The organism is Phycisphaerales bacterium (genome assembly GCA_016716475.1).
In the GTDB taxonomy this organism is placed as follows: domain Bacteria; phylum Planctomycetota; class Phycisphaerae; order UBA1845; family Fen-1342; genus JADJWG01.
This window is the reverse complement of sequence record JADJWG010000002.1, coordinates 603,274-618,893: the sequence shown is the minus strand read 5'-3', so window position 1 is coordinate 618,893 and position 15,620 is coordinate 603,274. Positions and strand designations below refer to the sequence as shown.

Here is a 15,620-nt window from a genome sequence, read left to right as displayed (position 1 = left end):
GGCCATGGCGCCAGGTACCTGAAGGTTACAAGCAGGCGCGGTCGGGTTCAGGTATCCGTGCGCTCACGGCCTGGCTTGTAATAACGACCGCGGAATTGCTCGACGGGGTACTTCACCTTGTTCTTGCGCAGTTTCTGGTCCACCGCCGCAGAGAGGTCGACGCCGAGGGCGTTGACGAAGGCCAGCAGGAAGCAGGTCACGTCCGCCACTTCATCCGCAATCTCGGCGCGTCTCGCCGGATCGGCCACCACCGCCGACAGCTCGTCACTGCGAACCCACTGGAAATGCTCCATGAGTTCGGCGGCCTCGATCGCGAGGGCCATGGAGAGATTCTTCGGGTCGTGATAGGGCTGCCACTCCCGCTCGGCAACGAAGCGCGCGACTTGCTCGCGCAGCGCCGCCACGGTCGTATGGTCATCGGCCATGAACTGCTCCATTCGCGGAGCCCCGGCGCTAGGCGCCAGGGGCAGACAAGGGGCCGGGCGGCGGCGGTGGTGCCTCCGGCGGTGGCAGGGCGCTAGCACCTACGCCCTCGGGCACGTCGTCCGGGAGGTTCTTGTTGGGAACGAGGGTTACGAAATCCGGCTTGAGAATGCCGCCCGACATGATCATGCGGATCGAATCCTCGATCGTCCAGTTGAGTTCGGTAAGGTCACGCCGCTTCAGCACCTGCAGGTAGCCGGTCGTCGGGTTCGGGGTCGTCGGAATGAAGACGGTGCAGAGTTCCTCCCCGGTGATGGAGTCGACAAAGGTGTTCGTGATGAAGCCGACGCAGCGCATCTTTTCCTGCGGGAACGGGATGAGCGCTGCCTTCCGAAAGCTCTGGGCCTGCTGCGCCTGGAACGTGGAGATGACCTGCTTCGGCAGGCGGTAGATAGTCTTGATCAGTGGCAGCCGATCCACCAACCGCTCGATGGCTTCAATGATGCGACGTCCGAAGAGGTTCGCAGCGAAAAGCCCGATCAGGTACAGGACGAAGATCGTGAGCAGCACGCATGTCACTTCGACACTGAGCCGCCAGTACCAAGGCATCAGGTCGAGAAAATAGTCGTAGCGGTCGGGCATGCGCGCGCGCTCCCACGCCTGCCACGTTTCCCAGTCGAAGGAAATCCGCCTGAAGAAAGGCGGAGGTTCACGGCTGTTGCTCTCGACGTAACTCAACAGCCACTTCCGCACAATCCACTGGGATGAATCGCGCATCCATACGAAAATCAGCCGAACCACCCAGAGCGTGACGAGAATCGGAAGAATCGTGAAGATGCCGGTCGTGATCCGGCCCCGCAGAAGCCGCCACAAGCTGAACCCGGCGGTTGTGCCGCGGTCCGACTTCGGATCCGACCCAGGCGTCTCAGACGGTTGCTCAGCCACGTTGCGACTCCCTCACCACGTTCGGCCTACGCGGGCCACAAGCAGGCAGACGATAGCGATTGGCGGCCGAGTAGCAAGCGGCGGGGTAACGGGGAGCGCGCCACGAGAACGGAAGCCGGCGTCATGGCATGCTGACCGCATCCCGGGAACCCGCCACGGAGCAGGCATTGAAGCGGCCCCGCCGCGTGGCAGGTTTCCTGATCATGACCGGTTGCCCCCCTACTCCGTGACCGCTACGATTCCGCCCGATCGCTTCGGGTGTCCGAGCGCCTCTCCGCGCCGCGGCTGTCGGCGGCGCGTCCCATCACGAGCGGAGGCAGAGCCCCCATGGCTCCAGGAACGGAACGCTGGGCGACCCGCGTGGGCGTCATTCTCGCCGTTGCGGGTTCCGCCGTCGGCCTCGGAAATTTCCTGCGTTTTCCCGGCCAGGCCGCAGCCAACGGCGGCGGCGTCTTCATGATCCCGTACTTCATCTCTCTGCTGCTGCTCGGCATTCCGATCTGCTGGGCCGAGTGGACGATGGGCAAGTACGCCGGGCAACACGGCTTTCGTTCGTGTCCGGCCGTCTTTGCGGTTCTGGGGCGGCACAAGTTCTGGCGCTTCGCGGGTGTGCTCGGCCTGCTCGTGCCGGTCATCATCTACATGTACTACGTGCTGATCGAGTCGTGGTGCCTTGGCTACGCCCTGACCTACCTGTTCGGGGGGGTCGACCTGGGCAACGATCCGTCGAAGTACGCGGAGGAGAGCGGCCGGTTTTTCAGCTCCATTACCGGCGATAAAACTCAGGGCCTCATGTTTCAGGGGGCCCTGCACTACAGTGTGTGGGTTTGGATCGCGGTTTTCTCGCTCAACTTCATCCTGATCTACCGCGGTATTTCGAAAGGCATCGAGCGCTTCTGCATGATCGCGATGCCACTCATGGCGATTTGTGCGCTGTGCGTGCTGGTGCGCGTGCTCACGCTGGGGACGCCCAACCCGAACCTGCCCGACCAGAATGTCATCAACGGCCTGGGCGCCATGTGGAACCCCAAGGGCACAGACGGCGGCAGCGATTGGGCGGCCCTTTGGAATCCGCAGGTCTGGCTGGCGGCCGCCGGCCAGGTCTTCTTCAGTCTCTCGGTCGGCTTCGGGGTGATCATCAACTATTCCAGCTACCTGCGACGGAAGGATGACGTGGTGCTTTCCGGACTCACCGGCGCCTCGACCAACGAGTTCTTTGAGGTCTGCCTGGGCGGGCTCATCACCATCCCGGCCGCATTCATCTTCCTCGGCACGGCCGGTGTGATGGCGAGCGGGTTCGGCCTCGGCTTCAACACACTGCCCGTTGTGTTCGAGTACATGCCCGGTGGTCGCATCTTCGGTTTCCTGTGGTTCTTCATGCTGTTCCTGGCGGCCATCACGAGTTCGCTGTCGATGCTGCAGCCGGCCATCGCGTTCCTCGAGGAGGCGCTCGGCATCGGGCGCAAGGCGAGCGTGACGATCCTCGGCGTCATCACGGCACTCGGCTCGTTCTTCGTGCTGTACTTCAGCGAGGGGCTGACCGCCCTCGACACGATGGACTTCTGGGTCGGCACATTCCTGATCTTCGTGCTGGCGACCATCCAGGTAGTGCTCTTCGCATGGGTCTTCGGAGCCAAACGCGGGTGGGCGTTCGCGAATGAGGGCGCGCAGCTCCACCTGCCGCGCGCCTTCGTGTTCGTGATCCAGTACATCACACCCACTTTCCTGCTGATCGTGTTCGCCCTCTGGTCCTATCATCAGTTGCCCGAATCAGCCCGGAAGATCGCGGACAGCCCGGTTGCCCAGATGTCGCTGGGTGTCATTATCGCCGTTGCCATCTTCTTCACCCTGCTCACAGCGATCGCCGGTCCGCGCTGGCGCGCTGAAGCCGCCGACAAGGACCGGGGCTTCCCGGTACGCACGGAGAACTAACCATGGAACCCGCCGGCTGGATCGTGATGCTGACTTCGATCACGTTCGTGGTTGCCCTGGTCGGCTTTTGCTACTACCGCGTACTGACCGCGCCCGCGCCCGACGGGCTCCCCAATCCCTTTCATCCCAACGAGGATAGCGATAAGGATTAAGGGCACCGGGAACCTGGAGCCGTGCTGCGCCAAAGCCGCAATCGACGTGCACTGTGCTACCACGCTGTGTGGCGGCCGCGCGCCGCATGTCGGCCGAACTCCGAAAGCACCCGCTCCCCCCCCCGCAGACGACACCCCCCAACTCGTGCTATCCTCCCGACTGTATGTTCCGTGCCGCTGAATACCTGCGAACGGAAGGAGCCCACCCGTCGTGGCCAACGTCCTCGCTGAAATCCTCGCCCACAAGCGCACCGAGGTGGAGACCGGCCGCCGTACGCGCCCGCTCGCCGAGTTGAAGGCCGCCGCCGGCTATTTTCTGCCGCGCCGCAACTTCTACGGGGCCGTGACCGCGCCGCGCCGCAGCGGACCCAACATCATCGCAGAGATCAAGCGCTCCAGTCCGTCGGCCGGGGTGCTTCAACCGGATTTCGACCCGGTCGCAACGGCCCGCGCGTACGAGGCGGCCGGTGCCGCGGCCCTGAGCGTCCTGACGGATGAGCGCTACTTCGGCGGGCACCTCGACCACATCGCCCTGGTCAAGGAGGCCTGCGGTTTACCCGTGCTGCGCAAGGACTTCCTCGTCGAGCCCTACCAGGTACACGAGAGCCGTGCCGCGGGCGCGGATGCCGTGCTGGTCATCGCCGATGCCTTGGAAGAGTCGGACGCGCTGGAGCTCGTCACGCTGGCCCGTTCCCTCGACCTGTGGGTTCTGCTTGAGGTGCACTCACGGGAGCGACTGCTGGCCGCCTTGCGTATTCTGCAAGCACAGGAGCGCGGCGGCGTATTGCTGGGAATCAACAACCGTGACCTGAGCGCCCAACACATTGACCTCGCGACGACCGAGGAGCTCGCCCGCCTGGTACCGCCCGGCCTGCCAATCGTGTCCGAAAGCGGCATCCGCACGCGCCAGGACGTGGAACGCATGCACGCAGCCGGGGCCCGCGTACTGCTCATCGGCGAGGCCTTGATGCGAAGCGGCGATCCGGGGCGCGCTCTGCGGGAATTGCTCGGAGCGGGGCGTACCGAAAGCGGGGATTGAGTGCTGTGGAGCCCCAGGGCAAGGGTTTGCAGGCCGCACGCAGTTCGGTGCCCAGGGGGTACAGTCAGGCAACCGTGCCGGCGGCAGCGCCTGACGTGCATTGACTCCCCTTGTGTGCCTACTAGCATTGACTAAGACAGAAGTTATCCGGCCGTGGCGCTCGGGCCGCCAGCCGGTTCCCAATGCACGCCGCAGAGCGAAGGAGATGCCTCGATGGCTCACGAGTTGATTGCGCTCCCCTACCCCTACGACGCGCTCGAACCGCACATCGATGCGCGCACGATGGAAATCCACCACACGAAACACCATCAAACCTATGTCACGAACCTGAACAACGCGTTGCACAACCAGGCCGCGCTGGCGGCCAAGCCGCTCGAACGACTGCTACGCGAGATTGAGCAAGTCCCACAGGACATCCGCCAGGCCGTCATCAATCATGGCGGCGGGACTGCCAATCACAACCTGTTCTGGCAGATCATGGGCAAGGGCAATGGCGGCCAACCCAAGGGGGCACTCGCGGACGATCTCACCAGGACTTTCGGCAGTTTTGAGGCGTTCAAGGAGCAGTTCACCAAGGCCGCCACGACACGCTTCGGCAGCGGCTGGGCGTGGTTGACGCTGGACCCCAGCCACAAGCTGGCGGTGAGTAGCACCGGTAATCAGGACTCACCGTACATGCAGGGGCACACTCCCATCCTGGGACTCGACGTGTGGGAGCACGCGTATTACCTGAACTACCAGAATCGCCGTCCAGACTACATCACCGCCTGGTGGAACGTGGTGAACTGGGACAGCGTTGCGGACCTTTACGCTTCGGCCAGGAAGTAGCCGGGCGATCCCCGAGTCGCATCGGCGGGGAGAGTTGAGGTCGGCCCCGCGCACGGAGGCGTGGGGCCCCTTCATGCGCACCCTTACGCCACTTCGCCCGCGCCCCTGACACGGCTCGATTTGTTGGTTATAATACGAAAAGTAGTCGAGGCAACATTTCGACCGGCGGTGGTTCCGCCGGCGCAGTGTCCCGACATTCAGACAAGGCCACTACCATGCCCGGATTGCACGAAAGGGGACGGCCTCAAGCCGGTGCGGCCGTACGCCGTCCGGCTTGCCGCGCCCGCACCTGGACACGAGGCGGGGTCATTCTGGCACTTGCGCTGGTGTCTGCCTGGACCGGCGCTTGTCAGCGCTCCAGCGCCGAAACCAGCGGTGCTACAGGACCACGCAGCGATCCGTACACCGTGGTCACCACGGTCGCCATGATCACCGACATCGTGTCGGAGGTCGCAGGAGAGCGCGCGCAGGTACGCGGCCTGATCGGCAGCGGCGTAGACCCGCATCTCTACAAGCCGACACGAAATGATGTCGCGCTGTTGCAGGCCGCCGATGTGATTTTCTACAACGGGCTGATGCTCGAAGGGAAAATGACGGATGTACTCCTGCGGATGAGTCGCGGTGGCCGCCCGGTCTATGCGGTCACCGAGTTGATCAACGAAGATACGCTGCTCGAGCCCGAAGCGTTCGCGGGACACACCGACCCGCACGTCTGGATGGATGTCTCCGCCTGGCAGGCCGCCGTGCGGCGCGTCGCCGTCGCATTGGCGGAATTCGACCCGGAGAACAGCGCACATTACGAGGCCAACGCGTCCCGGTTCGAAACTGAGCTGGCGGAACTGCACGAGTACGTACGCACGGTCACGGCAACGATTCCCACCGAGCACCGCGTGCTGATCACGGCACATGATGCTTTCAACTACTTCGGACGGGCATACGGCCTGCGCGTACTGGGAATCCAGGGCCTCTCGACTGAATCGGAGGCCGGGCTGGAGGACATCCGCCGGCTCGTGGACCTCATCGTCACACAGCGGGTGCCGGCCGTCTTCGTCGAAACCAGCGTCGATGACAAGAACGTCACCGCGCTGCTGGAGGGTGCCCGGGCCCGCGGCGCGACGGTCCGGCTCGGCGGCACGCTGTATTCCGATGCCATGGGCGCCCCCGGTACCTACGAAGGCACGTATGTCGGCATGATCGACCACAACGCCACGACCATCGCCCGTGCGCTGGGCGGCGATGCACCCGCGCGCGGCTGGCGCGGCCGGCTCGCGACGGGAGAGTGACTTGACTGCCCCCCACACGGAATCCGCGAACCCGGAAACACCACCGAGTACGACGACGATCAAGCATGCCGCCCACCCGCCGACGGCCCCGCTGGCCGTGGACGATATGACCGTCGCGTACCATCGCAAGCCGGTGCTCTGGGATGTGGACTTCGACATACCCGAGGGGCAGCTCATCGCGCTCATCGGTCCGAACGGTGCCGGCAAAAGCACGCTCCTGAAGGCCGTGCTTGATCTTGTGCCGCGCGCTTCCGGCCGCGTGATGATTTACGGGGAGTCCTATCGCCGCCAGCGGCACCTGGTTGCCTATGTCCCGCAGCGTGAGAGTGTCGATTGGGACTTTCCGGTGAGCGCCCTCGATGTTGTCACCATGGGGCGCTATGGGCACCTGGGCTGGTTTCGCCCCGTCACGCGGGCGGCCAGGGAAATCGCGCGCGACGCGCTGGGGCGCGTCGGGATGGCTGAGTACGCCCGCAGGCAGATCAGCCAACTCTCCGGCGGTCAGCAGCAGCGCATCTTCCTCGCACGGGCTCTGGCGCAGGACGCCCGCCTGTATCTCATGGACGAACCCTTCGCGGGGGTCGATGCCGCCACCGAACGTGCGATTGTGCGCATCCTCCACGACCTGCGCACGGCCGGACGTACGGTCCTGTGCGTCCATCACGATCTCCAGACGGTGCGCGAGTACTTTGACTACGTGCTACTCATCAACATGCGCATCGTGGCGCAAGGACCGGTGCAAGAGGTCTTTACCGCGGACAACCTGAGAAAGACCTACGGGGGGCGGCTAACGCTGCTCGAAGAAGCCGCGCATGCGATGGCCGGCGCCAGCCGCGGAGGACCGCCGCGGTGAGTGGCTTCGGGCGAATGGCGGGCTTGCCCTTCCCCAGCGCGTGGACGCGCGCCTATGTCCGGCCCGCGCTCCTGCGGACCAGTGGCCTACTGCTCTTGCTCGTGGGGACGGCGAGTTCCGCCTGGGCCGGGTCGGCACCACGGACACTCGCGCCGCCCGTGCTGGAGTGGCCGACGACCGAACAGGTGGTGCGGGTTCTGACCCTGGCAGACTACAACACGCGCGTGGTGGTGATCGGCGTCGGCGCCCTCGGACTCGCGGCCGGAGCAGTGGGGACCTTCCTGCTGCTGCGCAAGCGGGCCCTGCTCAGCGATACTCTCGCCCACGCGACGCTGCCGGGTGTGGGTGGGGCCTTCATCCTGATGACCATGCTCGGTGGCACGGGTAAGTGGATGCCGGGCTTGCTGCTCGGCGCCGCGATTACGGGGGTCCTCGGCGTCCTAGTGGTGCAGTTCATCCTGCAAAACTCGCGCATCCGAGAGGATGCGGCCCTCGGCATCGTGCTGAGCGTGTTCTTCGCGGTCGGAATCGTCCTGCTCATCCTCATTCAGAACATGGGCACGGGCCACGCAGCCGGTTTGAAATCGTTCATTTACGGCAAGACGGCCTCGATGCTTGCCCGGGAGGCCTGGGCCATCGTGATCGTCGCCCTGCTGTGTGCGGCGGCCTGCGCACTGCTCTTCAAGGAATTGACCCTGCTGTGCTTCGATCCGGAATTCGGACGAGCGCAGGGCTGGCCCATCCACTGGCTCGACCTCGGCCTGATGATACTGATCGTCGTGGTCACGATGATCGGCCTGCAAGCCGTCGGGCTCATCCTGGTCGTTGCGCTGCTCATCATTCCACCGGCCGCAGCGCGCTTCTGGACCGAGCACCTACCTACGCTCGTGGGCTGCTCCGCGCTCCTGGGCGGTGTCAGTTGCCTGCTGGGTGCAGCGCTCAGCGCGCTGTTTCCACGGTTGCCGGCCGGTGCGGTCATCGTGCTCGTCGCGGGTGCGTTGTTTGCGCTTAGTCTGGTCTTCGGTCGCCAGCGCGGCCTGGTGCAGCGCGGGCTGCAACAGCGCCGCCTGCGCCGCAAAGTCGAGCGCCAGAATCTGCTGCGTGCCCTCTTTGAAATCGCCGAGACCCAGGGGCAGATTCAGCCGGCCGGAGTGGCAGAAATCACCGTGCCGGTTGCCGCTCTCCTGGCGCAACGCTCCTGGACACTCCGCGCGCTGCGGCGCGCCTTGCGGCGCGCGCAGCGCGCCGGCCATATCGAACCCGTACCGGGTACCTCTGCCGTCCGACTGACTGCGCGGGGTCGCCTCGCAGCGTGGCGCTGTACCCGTAATCACCGCCTCTGGGAGCTGTACCTGATCACGCACGCGGACGTCGCCCCCGCGCATGTCGACCGCGATGCCGACGAGGTGGAACACGTTCTCGACCGGGCGCTCGTCCGCGAGCTGGAGGCCGCTCTCACCCGCGAAGCCCCTGAATTGGCATCAGCCGGGCAGTCGGCCCGGATAGATCTCGTGCCCCCGCAGGAGTCCGCGTAATGCTCGCCGCCACACCACTGTTTCAGGCCACCGGCTGGAAGCCGATCGATACGGATATTGTGGTCGTCGGCATACTCGCTTCGATGGCGTGCGCCGTGCTGGGCGTGTTCCTCGTCCTGCGCCGCATGAGCATGATGGGTGATGCCCTGTCGCACGCCGTCCTGCCAGGTCTTGCGGCCGCCTTCCTGATCACAGCCGACCGCACCGGCGTGGCCATGTTGCTCGGCGCCGCCATCGTCGGCATCGGCACGGCCCTGCTCACCCAACTCGTGCACAGTTACGGCAAGGTCGAGGAGGGCGCCGCGATGGGCGTGGTCTTCACAGTGCTGTTCGCACTGGGACTGGTGCTGATCGTGGTCGCGGCGCATGGCACCGACCTCGACCCCGACTGCGTGTTGCATGGCTACATCGAGACCGTGGCGCTGGATCACGTCGCCCTGCCGGCGGCGCTCGCTCCGCTCCTGGGCCCGTCGGTACCCCGCGCCGCACTGACGACGGGCACTTTGTTGCTGGTGAACCTGCTGTTCATCGGCCTGCTGTACAAGGAATTGAAGCTCTGCACCTTCGATGCGCCGCTCGCGACGGCACTCGGCTTTTCGTCGCAACTGCTGCACTATCTGCTCATGACGCTTGTGGCCATGACCACCGTCGTCGCGTTCGAAGCCGTGGGCAGCATCCTGGTCATTGCGATGCTCATTGTGCCCGCGGCCACCGCCCGGCTGCTGACCGACCGTCTGAGTGTCATGCTCGTCCTCAGCATGGCGCTCGGTGCCGCGGCAGCGCTGCTCGGGCATGCCGGCGCAATTACGCTACCGAGTTGGCTGGGCTTCGGGGATTTCAGTACAAGCACCTCGGGAATGATGGGAGTCGCCGCCGGTGCTCTGTTTGTCGTCGCACTTTTCTGCGCGCCACGGCAAGGCCTGCTGACCCGGGCCTGGCACCAGACCCGACTTGCCTTGCGGGTCGCGCGGGAAGACGTGATCGGGCGGCTCTATCGGTTGGAGGAAAACAACCCTGGGACCGCGGTTGCGCTCCGTCAGTTGCGCGGCACGGTGCAGAGCCCGAGTCTGATCCTGCGACTCGCCGTTCGGGGGCTGCGCCGAGAGGGATTGGTACGATTGGGTGATGGCCAACTACTTCTGACCGCCGCCGGGCAGGAGGCCGCCCGCGAACTCGTGCGGTCACACCGCCTGTGGGAGACGTACCTCGATCAGCACGTGTGGGGCCCGGCCGACCACGGGCATGATTCGGCTGAACAACTCGAACACGTAACCGATCCCGCCCTCCAACGCCGCCTGGCTGCGAGTCTTGGCCACCCCGACTCCGACCCACACGGGAAGTCGATCCCGACGCAACCCAATCCACCGTAGCGGCCTCGTTGGGGGCATGCCTTCCTTGCGGCCTTGCCAGGCGGAAGCGCAGAAAGTTCACAGATTTCTCTTGCGAAACGTTTCAGTGTTCGATAGTCTTCACCGGATATGGATTTTTTGACGTCTCATCGCAGCCGCTGCCACGACGCCGTCGCTGATCCCTGCCCGCCCGGGCCGTTGTCGGTTGGCTTGTTTGCGCCGGCAGCCCCCCTGCTCCGCGGCTACCTGCATAGCCCGGTAGTAGTACGGCTATCCCTAATTATCAGCCGCAACAGCGGTGAGGCACGAGGGCTGTAAACCCCAACTTGGTTCAGCAAACTCTGCCGGCATCGCTGCGAAAGCCATGCCGGTTTTTTTGTGCCCGTACAGGCAGCGCGGGCACGCGGAGAGCATAGAACGTGGCCGACGCTCACACACGAACGGGTTCGCAGATCGTGATCGACGCCCTGCAACGGGCCGGGGTCGATCTCGCCTTCGGCTATCCCGGCGGCGCGATCATGCCGCTCTACGACGTGCTGCTCGATTCGCCCATCCGCCACATCCTCGTGCGGCACGAGCAAATGGGGATTCACGCCGCCGATGGCTACGCCCGAGCCACCGGGCGGCTGGGGTGCTGCATCGCCACTTCAGGTCCGGGCGCCACCAACCTTGTCACCGGACTCGCCACCGCGATGGCCGACTCGGTTCCCCTGATTGCAATCACGGGACAGGTGCCCACCGGGATGATCGGCACTGACGGTTTCCAGGAATCTGACGTTTTCGGCATTGTGCAGACGGTCACCAAGCACGCTTATCTCGTTCGTTCCGTCGGCGAACTGCCGGACATCATGGAAGAGGCGATTTTCATCGCCCGCACCGGCCGCCCCGGTCCGGTCCTCGTCGACATTCCCAAGAACGTGCTTGCCGGAACCACGAATCGGGTTTCTCCGCCATTGACCGAAGTGGCCGGTTATCACCCCGAACCACGGCTCAACCCCACCGAAATTGCGGCAGCCCACGAACTTCTCCGCCACGCGCAGCGCCCGGTCGTGCTGGTGGGCGGGGGCTGTAAGCTGGCGAATGCGACTGACACGTTCCGGCACTGGTGCCGGCTGAGCGAAATTCCGGTCTTGACGACGCTGAACGGTATCGGCTGCGCCGACCCGGATAACCCGCGCTACTTCGGCATGGTAGGCATGCACGGGCTGCGGCGGGCCAATCGAGCTCTCGACACCGCCGACCTGATCATCTCCTGCGGGGCACGCTTCGACGATCGTGTGACTGGCAAGGTCGACGAATTCGGGCGGAATGCGCGGATCGTGCATGTCGACATCGACGAAGCGGAGATCAACAAGATCATCGCGACCGACGTCGGTGTCCACGCACACCTGCGAACGGCACTGGAGGCCTGGTGTCGACTGCTCGAAGCCGAACCCGTCCACGTGCCGCGGACCTGGTATGACGAACTCGTGGCCATCGGGGACGGCCTGCAGAACCACGATGAAGACCCGGGATCCACCATGGTCGCGGCCATCGACACCTTGGATGCGCTGTTTGCGTTGATCGGTCGTGATACGATCGTGACCACGGACGTCGGCCAGCACCAGATGTGGGCAGCGCAACGCTATCACCCGACGCACCCGCGAAAGTTCATCACCTCCGGGGGGGTGGGGACGATGGGTTTCGGGCTGCCGTCCGCCGTCGGCGCCCAATGTGCGTGTCCGGACCAACGGGTGGTCGCGATCGTCGGGGACGGGGGTTTCCAGATGTGCCTCGGAGAGTTGGCGACGATCCGGCGCTGCCGCCTGCCGGTGAAGATCTTCGTGCTCGACAACAAGTACCTCGGCATGGTGCGCCAGTGGCAGGAGATGTTCTTTGCTCAGCGATACAGCGCCGTGGACCTTTCGGATAATCCGGATTTCGCCGCGCTGGCCCGCGTCTACGGCCTGACCGGTGTGACCCTGAACCGGCCGGACCAGATCGACACCGCCCTCCGCGAATGGTGGGAGTGTGATGGTCCGGCGCTGCTGCATGTCGAATGTCCCAAGAATGAGAATGTGTTCCCGATGGTGCCACCGAACGCGGCCGTCGGAGATATGCTGGAGGCAAGTCGATGAAAATCCTGACCTTTGCCCTGACCATGCGCCGGATGGGTGCCTTGCCACGCATCCTGCTCCTGATTGCCCGGCTGGGTGGAAATGTGACGTACCTGTCGGCTGCTGACGGCCGGGCCACCATCGTGGTCACCGCGGCCCCGAACGTGGCGCATCGCTTCGCGCCGCAACTCCGCCGTGTGATTGATGTGACCGAGCTGACGGAGCTGCGGATTGTCGGAGCAGCGCCGGTCGATGGCCCGGCTGCTCTGGTCGAACGCAAGGAAAAGCGGGCCTGAGGAGCTGTGGCTCGACCCCCGCGCGCTCCCCGAGATTGAAGGCGTATTCCGGGGCGCGACCACGAGACGAGAGAAATGTCCTCCGTTGCATAGGTAACGAGGGCTCAGCAGGAAAGGATGGCCGCCGTGAAGGTATGGCGTGACGACGATGTACGTGGCGAGGTCCTGTCCCCCAAGCGGCTTGCCATTCTCGGCTACGGTTCACAAGGCCATGCCCACGCGCTCAACCTGCGTGACAGCGGCCACGATGTGACTGTCGGTCTGCGCCCGGGAAGTCGCGGACGCGCCGCGGCCGAGGCGGCCGGCCTGCCCGTCTGCGACACCGCCGCGGCGGTACGTGGGGCGGACATCGTGATGGTGCTGATCCCGGATGAGCTCCAACCGGAAACCTACACGCGCGATATCGCGCCCAACCTCAAGTCCGGCGCATACCTCGCTTTCGCCCACGGCTTCTGCATCCACTTTGGCCGCATACAGCCACCGGCGCATGCGAACGTCTTCCTCGTCGCGCCCAAGGGTCCGGGTCACCTTGTGCGACGCCAGTACGAGTCCGGGAGCGGCGTCCCCTGCCTCGTGGCGGTGCAGCAGGATCCATCCGGTGACACACGGGCAGTGGCACTTGCTTATGCCGCCGCGATCGGGGGCGGGCGCGCCGGTATTCTGGAAACTACCTTCCGTGAGGAAACCGAGACCGATCTCTTCGGCGAACAGGCGGTGCTGTGTGGCGGCCTGACCGAACTGATCCGCGCGGGCTACGAAACGCTGGTAGAAGCCGGGTACGCGCCGGAAATGGCTTACTTCGAGTGCCTGCACGAGGTGAAGCTGATTACCGACCTGATCTACGAGCGGGGCATCACGGGCATGCGCGACTCGATCAGCAACACGGCCGAGTACGGTGATCTCACGCGCGGCCGGCGTGTGGTCGGCCCCGCCGCCCGTACCGCCATGAAGGAGCTGCTGAGCGAGATCCAGACTGGCAAATTCGCGGACGAGTGGATGGCCGAGTGCGCCGCTGGTAAGCCGAACATGGCCGCCGCCGCCGCCCGCGATGCCGAACATCCCGTGGAACAGGTTGGCAAGCGACTACGAGCGCTCATGCCGTGGCTGGTGGACAAGGGTGCCGCCAGCCGTCCCGCCCTCGCCGGGCGGGCCTGACGCGGCCGTCAGCGGCGCGCGGGCGGTGAACCGGCGCGCGCTGCGTTCCCGGGACAGTCAGAGCCAGACGGGGGTCTGCGGCGGTGGGACGCCGCACCACGCGGAGACGCGCCCATGGAGCAGCACGTACGCATATTCGACACGACCCTGCGCGACGGCGAACAGTCGCCGGGTGCCACGTTGGATGCTCAGGACAAGGTGGAAATCGCCCAGCAGCTCGCGCGACTCGGCGTTGACGTCATCGAAGCGGGGTTTCCGGCCGCCTCGCCCGGTGACTTTGACGCCGTGAGCCGCGTCGCAGCCAAAGTCGGGACCGCCAACGGGCCGATCGTGGCGGGACTCGCCCGAGCGCAGCCGCGTGATATCGAAGCGGCCTGGCAGGCGGTGCGGGCAGCGGCCCACCCGCGCATCCACACCTTCATCGCGACCTCGGACATCCATTTGCAGTACAAGTTGCGCATGTCCCGGGAGGAGGTCTTGCGGCGTACCCGCGAGATGGTCGCCTTGGCGCGCTCCCTCTGCGAGGACGTCGAGTTCAGCCCCGAGGATGCCAGCAGGACTGATCCGGTATATCTCCATGAGGTGCTGGCTGCGGCGGTCGCAGCGGGTGCGACTACGGTCAACATCCCCGACACGGTCGGGTACGCGCTTCCGGATGAGTTCGGCGCCCTGATCCGCGGCATCATCGCCAACGTCCCCGGCATTGAACGGTGCATCGTCTCGGTCCACTGCCACGATGACCTTGGTCTCGCGGTCGCCAATACACTCGCTGCTATCCGGGCAGGCGCGCGCCAGGCCGAGGTGACCATCAACGGAATCGGCGAGCGGGCCGGCAATGCTTCGCTCGAGGAACTGGTGATGGCACTGCATACCCGTCGCCAGGCATTGGGCTATGGCACACGCATCGATACGACGCAGATTGTTCGCACCAGCCACCTCGTCGCCGGCCGTACCGGCATCAGCGTTCCGCCCAACAAGGCCGTGGTCGGGGCGAACGCCTTCGCACACGAGGCGGGCATCCACCAGGACGGCGTGCTCAAGCACCAGCTCACCTACGAAATCATGCGCCCAGAAACGGTCGGTCTGAAGGAGAACAAGCTCGTCCTGGGCAAACATTCCGGCCGGCACGCCTTCCGCGAACGGTTGCGTGAACTGGGCTACGAAGACCTCACCGAAGCGCAGGTCGAGCAGGCCTTCGAGCGCTTCAAGGCGCTGGCCGACCGTAAAAAAGCGATCAGTGACGCGGACCTGGAGGCCCTGATTGCCGACGAGGTCTACCAGCCGCAGGATGTCTATACCCTGCACGGCGTGCATGTCTCGTGCGGCAGCCCGTCGATTCCTACGGCGAGCGTCGCCGTGGCGACACCGGACGGCGATTACCTGACCGGCACGGCGACCGGCACCGGCCCGGTCGACGCGGTGTTCTCCGCGATTAGCCAGGTGGTGCCGCTCGCAGTTGAGCTGACCGAGTACATGGTGCATGCGGTGAGCGGCGGGGTGAACGCCCTCGGCGAAGTGACGGTGCGCATCGTGACAACCGGCCACGAGCCGCGGCGTTTCATCGGTCACGGGGCCGACACCGACATCGTTGTCGCCAGCGCACGGGCTTACATCGCGGCGCTCAACAAGGCGGCGTTGGCGGCGGGCGCGCGGCGCAAGTCGGCACAGAGTGTCGACTGCGGCACAGCCCGACCGGATGCCGACGTCGCCCAGCCGGTCGGGAGCGCATGACCA

General features: G+C 65.2%; 14 protein-coding genes. 12 read left to right on the top strand and 2 right to left on the bottom strand.

The features are described from left to right. Nucleotides 1–47 precede the first annotated feature (47 nt). On the bottom strand, nucleotides 48–425 hold the full coding sequence (locus IPM18_10270) for a nucleotide pyrophosphohydrolase (GenBank protein MBK9119969.1): 378 nt from the start codon (nucleotides 423–425) through the stop codon (nucleotides 48–50). 28 nt (nucleotides 426–453) lie between these two features. Next, nucleotides 454–1,368, bottom strand: a complete 915-nt coding sequence (locus IPM18_10265) for a DUF502 domain-containing protein (GenBank protein MBK9119968.1) — start codon at nucleotides 1,366–1,368, stop codon at nucleotides 454–456. Between the two features lie 327 nt (nucleotides 1,369–1,695). Between IPM18_10265 and IPM18_10260 the strand changes: the two genes are divergently transcribed. From IPM18_10260 to IPM18_10205, 12 genes are all read left to right on the top strand, one after another. Then, nucleotides 1,696–3,300, top strand: coding sequence for a sodium-dependent transporter (locus tag IPM18_10260; GenBank protein ID MBK9119967.1), 1,605 nt, complete (start codon nucleotides 1,696–1,698; stop codon nucleotides 3,298–3,300). A gap of 2 nt (nucleotides 3,301–3,302) precedes the next feature. Then, the gene (locus tag IPM18_10255) at nucleotides 3,303–3,452 is read left to right on the top strand and encodes a hypothetical protein (protein MBK9119966.1); all 150 of its coding nucleotides are present in this window, start codon (nucleotides 3,303–3,305) and stop codon (nucleotides 3,450–3,452) included. Nucleotides 3,453–3,663: 211 nt separating this feature from the next. Next, nucleotides 3,664–4,491: an indole-3-glycerol phosphate synthase TrpC gene (gene trpC / locus IPM18_10250; protein ID MBK9119965.1), complete on the top strand. Its 828-nt coding sequence runs from the start codon at nucleotides 3,664–3,666 to the stop codon at nucleotides 4,489–4,491. A gap of 213 nt (nucleotides 4,492–4,704) precedes the next feature. Beyond that, entirely contained in the window at nucleotides 4,705–5,319 is a 615-nt protein-coding gene (locus tag IPM18_10245) for a superoxide dismutase (GenBank protein ID MBK9119964.1), read from the top strand. A 215-nt stretch (nucleotides 5,320–5,534) separates the two neighbouring features. Continuing rightward, nucleotides 5,535–6,602, top strand: a complete 1,068-nt coding sequence (locus tag IPM18_10240; protein ID MBK9119963.1) for a zinc ABC transporter substrate-binding protein — start codon at nucleotides 5,535–5,537, stop codon at nucleotides 6,600–6,602. A 106-nt stretch (nucleotides 6,603–6,708) separates the two neighbouring features. Continuing rightward, complete coding sequence (locus IPM18_10235; protein ID MBK9119962.1) at nucleotides 6,709–7,455, top strand: metal ABC transporter ATP-binding protein; 747 nt, start codon at nucleotides 6,709–6,711, stop codon at nucleotides 7,453–7,455. Between the two features lie 14 nt (nucleotides 7,456–7,469). Continuing rightward, nucleotides 7,470–8,990: a metal ABC transporter permease gene (locus tag IPM18_10230; protein ID MBK9119961.1), complete on the top strand. Its 1,521-nt coding sequence runs from the start codon at nucleotides 7,470–7,472 to the stop codon at nucleotides 8,988–8,990. Further along, a complete protein-coding gene (locus IPM18_10225; protein MBK9119960.1) occupies nucleotides 8,990–10,360 on the top strand; it encodes a metal ABC transporter permease in 1,371 nt (456 codons plus the stop codon). Before IPM18_10230 ends, IPM18_10225 begins: the two co-directional genes overlap by 1 nt. Before the next feature lie 398 nt (nucleotides 10,361–10,758). Further along, nucleotides 10,759–12,456, top strand: coding sequence for a biosynthetic-type acetolactate synthase large subunit (ilvB, locus tag IPM18_10220; protein MBK9119959.1), 1,698 nt, complete (start codon nucleotides 10,759–10,761; stop codon nucleotides 12,454–12,456). Then, entirely contained in the window at nucleotides 12,453–12,731 is a 279-nt protein-coding gene (locus tag IPM18_10215; GenBank protein MBK9119958.1) for a hypothetical protein, read from the top strand. The genes ilvB and IPM18_10215 overlap by 4 nt, the downstream gene beginning before the upstream one ends. Before the next feature lie 126 nt (nucleotides 12,732–12,857). Beyond that, the gene (gene ilvC / locus IPM18_10210) at nucleotides 12,858–13,886 is read left to right on the top strand and encodes a ketol-acid reductoisomerase (GenBank protein MBK9119957.1); all 1,029 of its coding nucleotides are present in this window, start codon (nucleotides 12,858–12,860) and stop codon (nucleotides 13,884–13,886) included. Between the two features lie 114 nt (nucleotides 13,887–14,000). Beyond that, nucleotides 14,001–15,617: a 2-isopropylmalate synthase gene (locus IPM18_10205; GenBank protein MBK9119956.1), complete on the top strand. Its 1,617-nt coding sequence runs from the start codon at nucleotides 14,001–14,003 to the stop codon at nucleotides 15,615–15,617. Nucleotides 15,618–15,620 lie beyond the last annotated feature (3 nt).

Coding starts and splice junctions, on each gene's coding strand:
- IPM18_10215 (MBK9119958.1), top strand. CDS start 12,453: ATGAAAATCCTGACCTTTGCCCTGACCATGCGCCGGATGGGTGCCTTG.
- IPM18_10260 (MBK9119967.1), top strand. CDS start 1,696: ATGGCTCCAGGAACGGAACGCTGGGCGACCCGCGTGGGCGTCATTCTC.
- IPM18_10240 (MBK9119963.1), top strand. CDS start 5,535: ATGCCCGGATTGCACGAAAGGGGACGGCCTCAAGCCGGTGCGGCCGTA.
- IPM18_10270 (MBK9119969.1), bottom strand. CDS start 425: ATGGCCGATGACCATACGACCGTGGCGGCGCTGCGCGAGCAAGTCGCG.
- IPM18_10205 (MBK9119956.1), top strand. CDS start 14,001: ATGGAGCAGCACGTACGCATATTCGACACGACCCTGCGCGACGGCGAA.
- IPM18_10230 (MBK9119961.1), top strand. CDS start 7,470: ATGGCGGGCTTGCCCTTCCCCAGCGCGTGGACGCGCGCCTATGTCCGG.
- IPM18_10255 (MBK9119966.1), top strand. CDS start 3,303: ATGGAACCCGCCGGCTGGATCGTGATGCTGACTTCGATCACGTTCGTG.
- IPM18_10245 (MBK9119964.1), top strand. CDS start 4,705: ATGGCTCACGAGTTGATTGCGCTCCCCTACCCCTACGACGCGCTCGAA.
- IPM18_10225 (MBK9119960.1), top strand. CDS start 8,990: ATGCTCGCCGCCACACCACTGTTTCAGGCCACCGGCTGGAAGCCGATC.
- IPM18_10235 (MBK9119962.1), top strand. CDS start 6,709: ATGACCGTCGCGTACCATCGCAAGCCGGTGCTCTGGGATGTGGACTTC.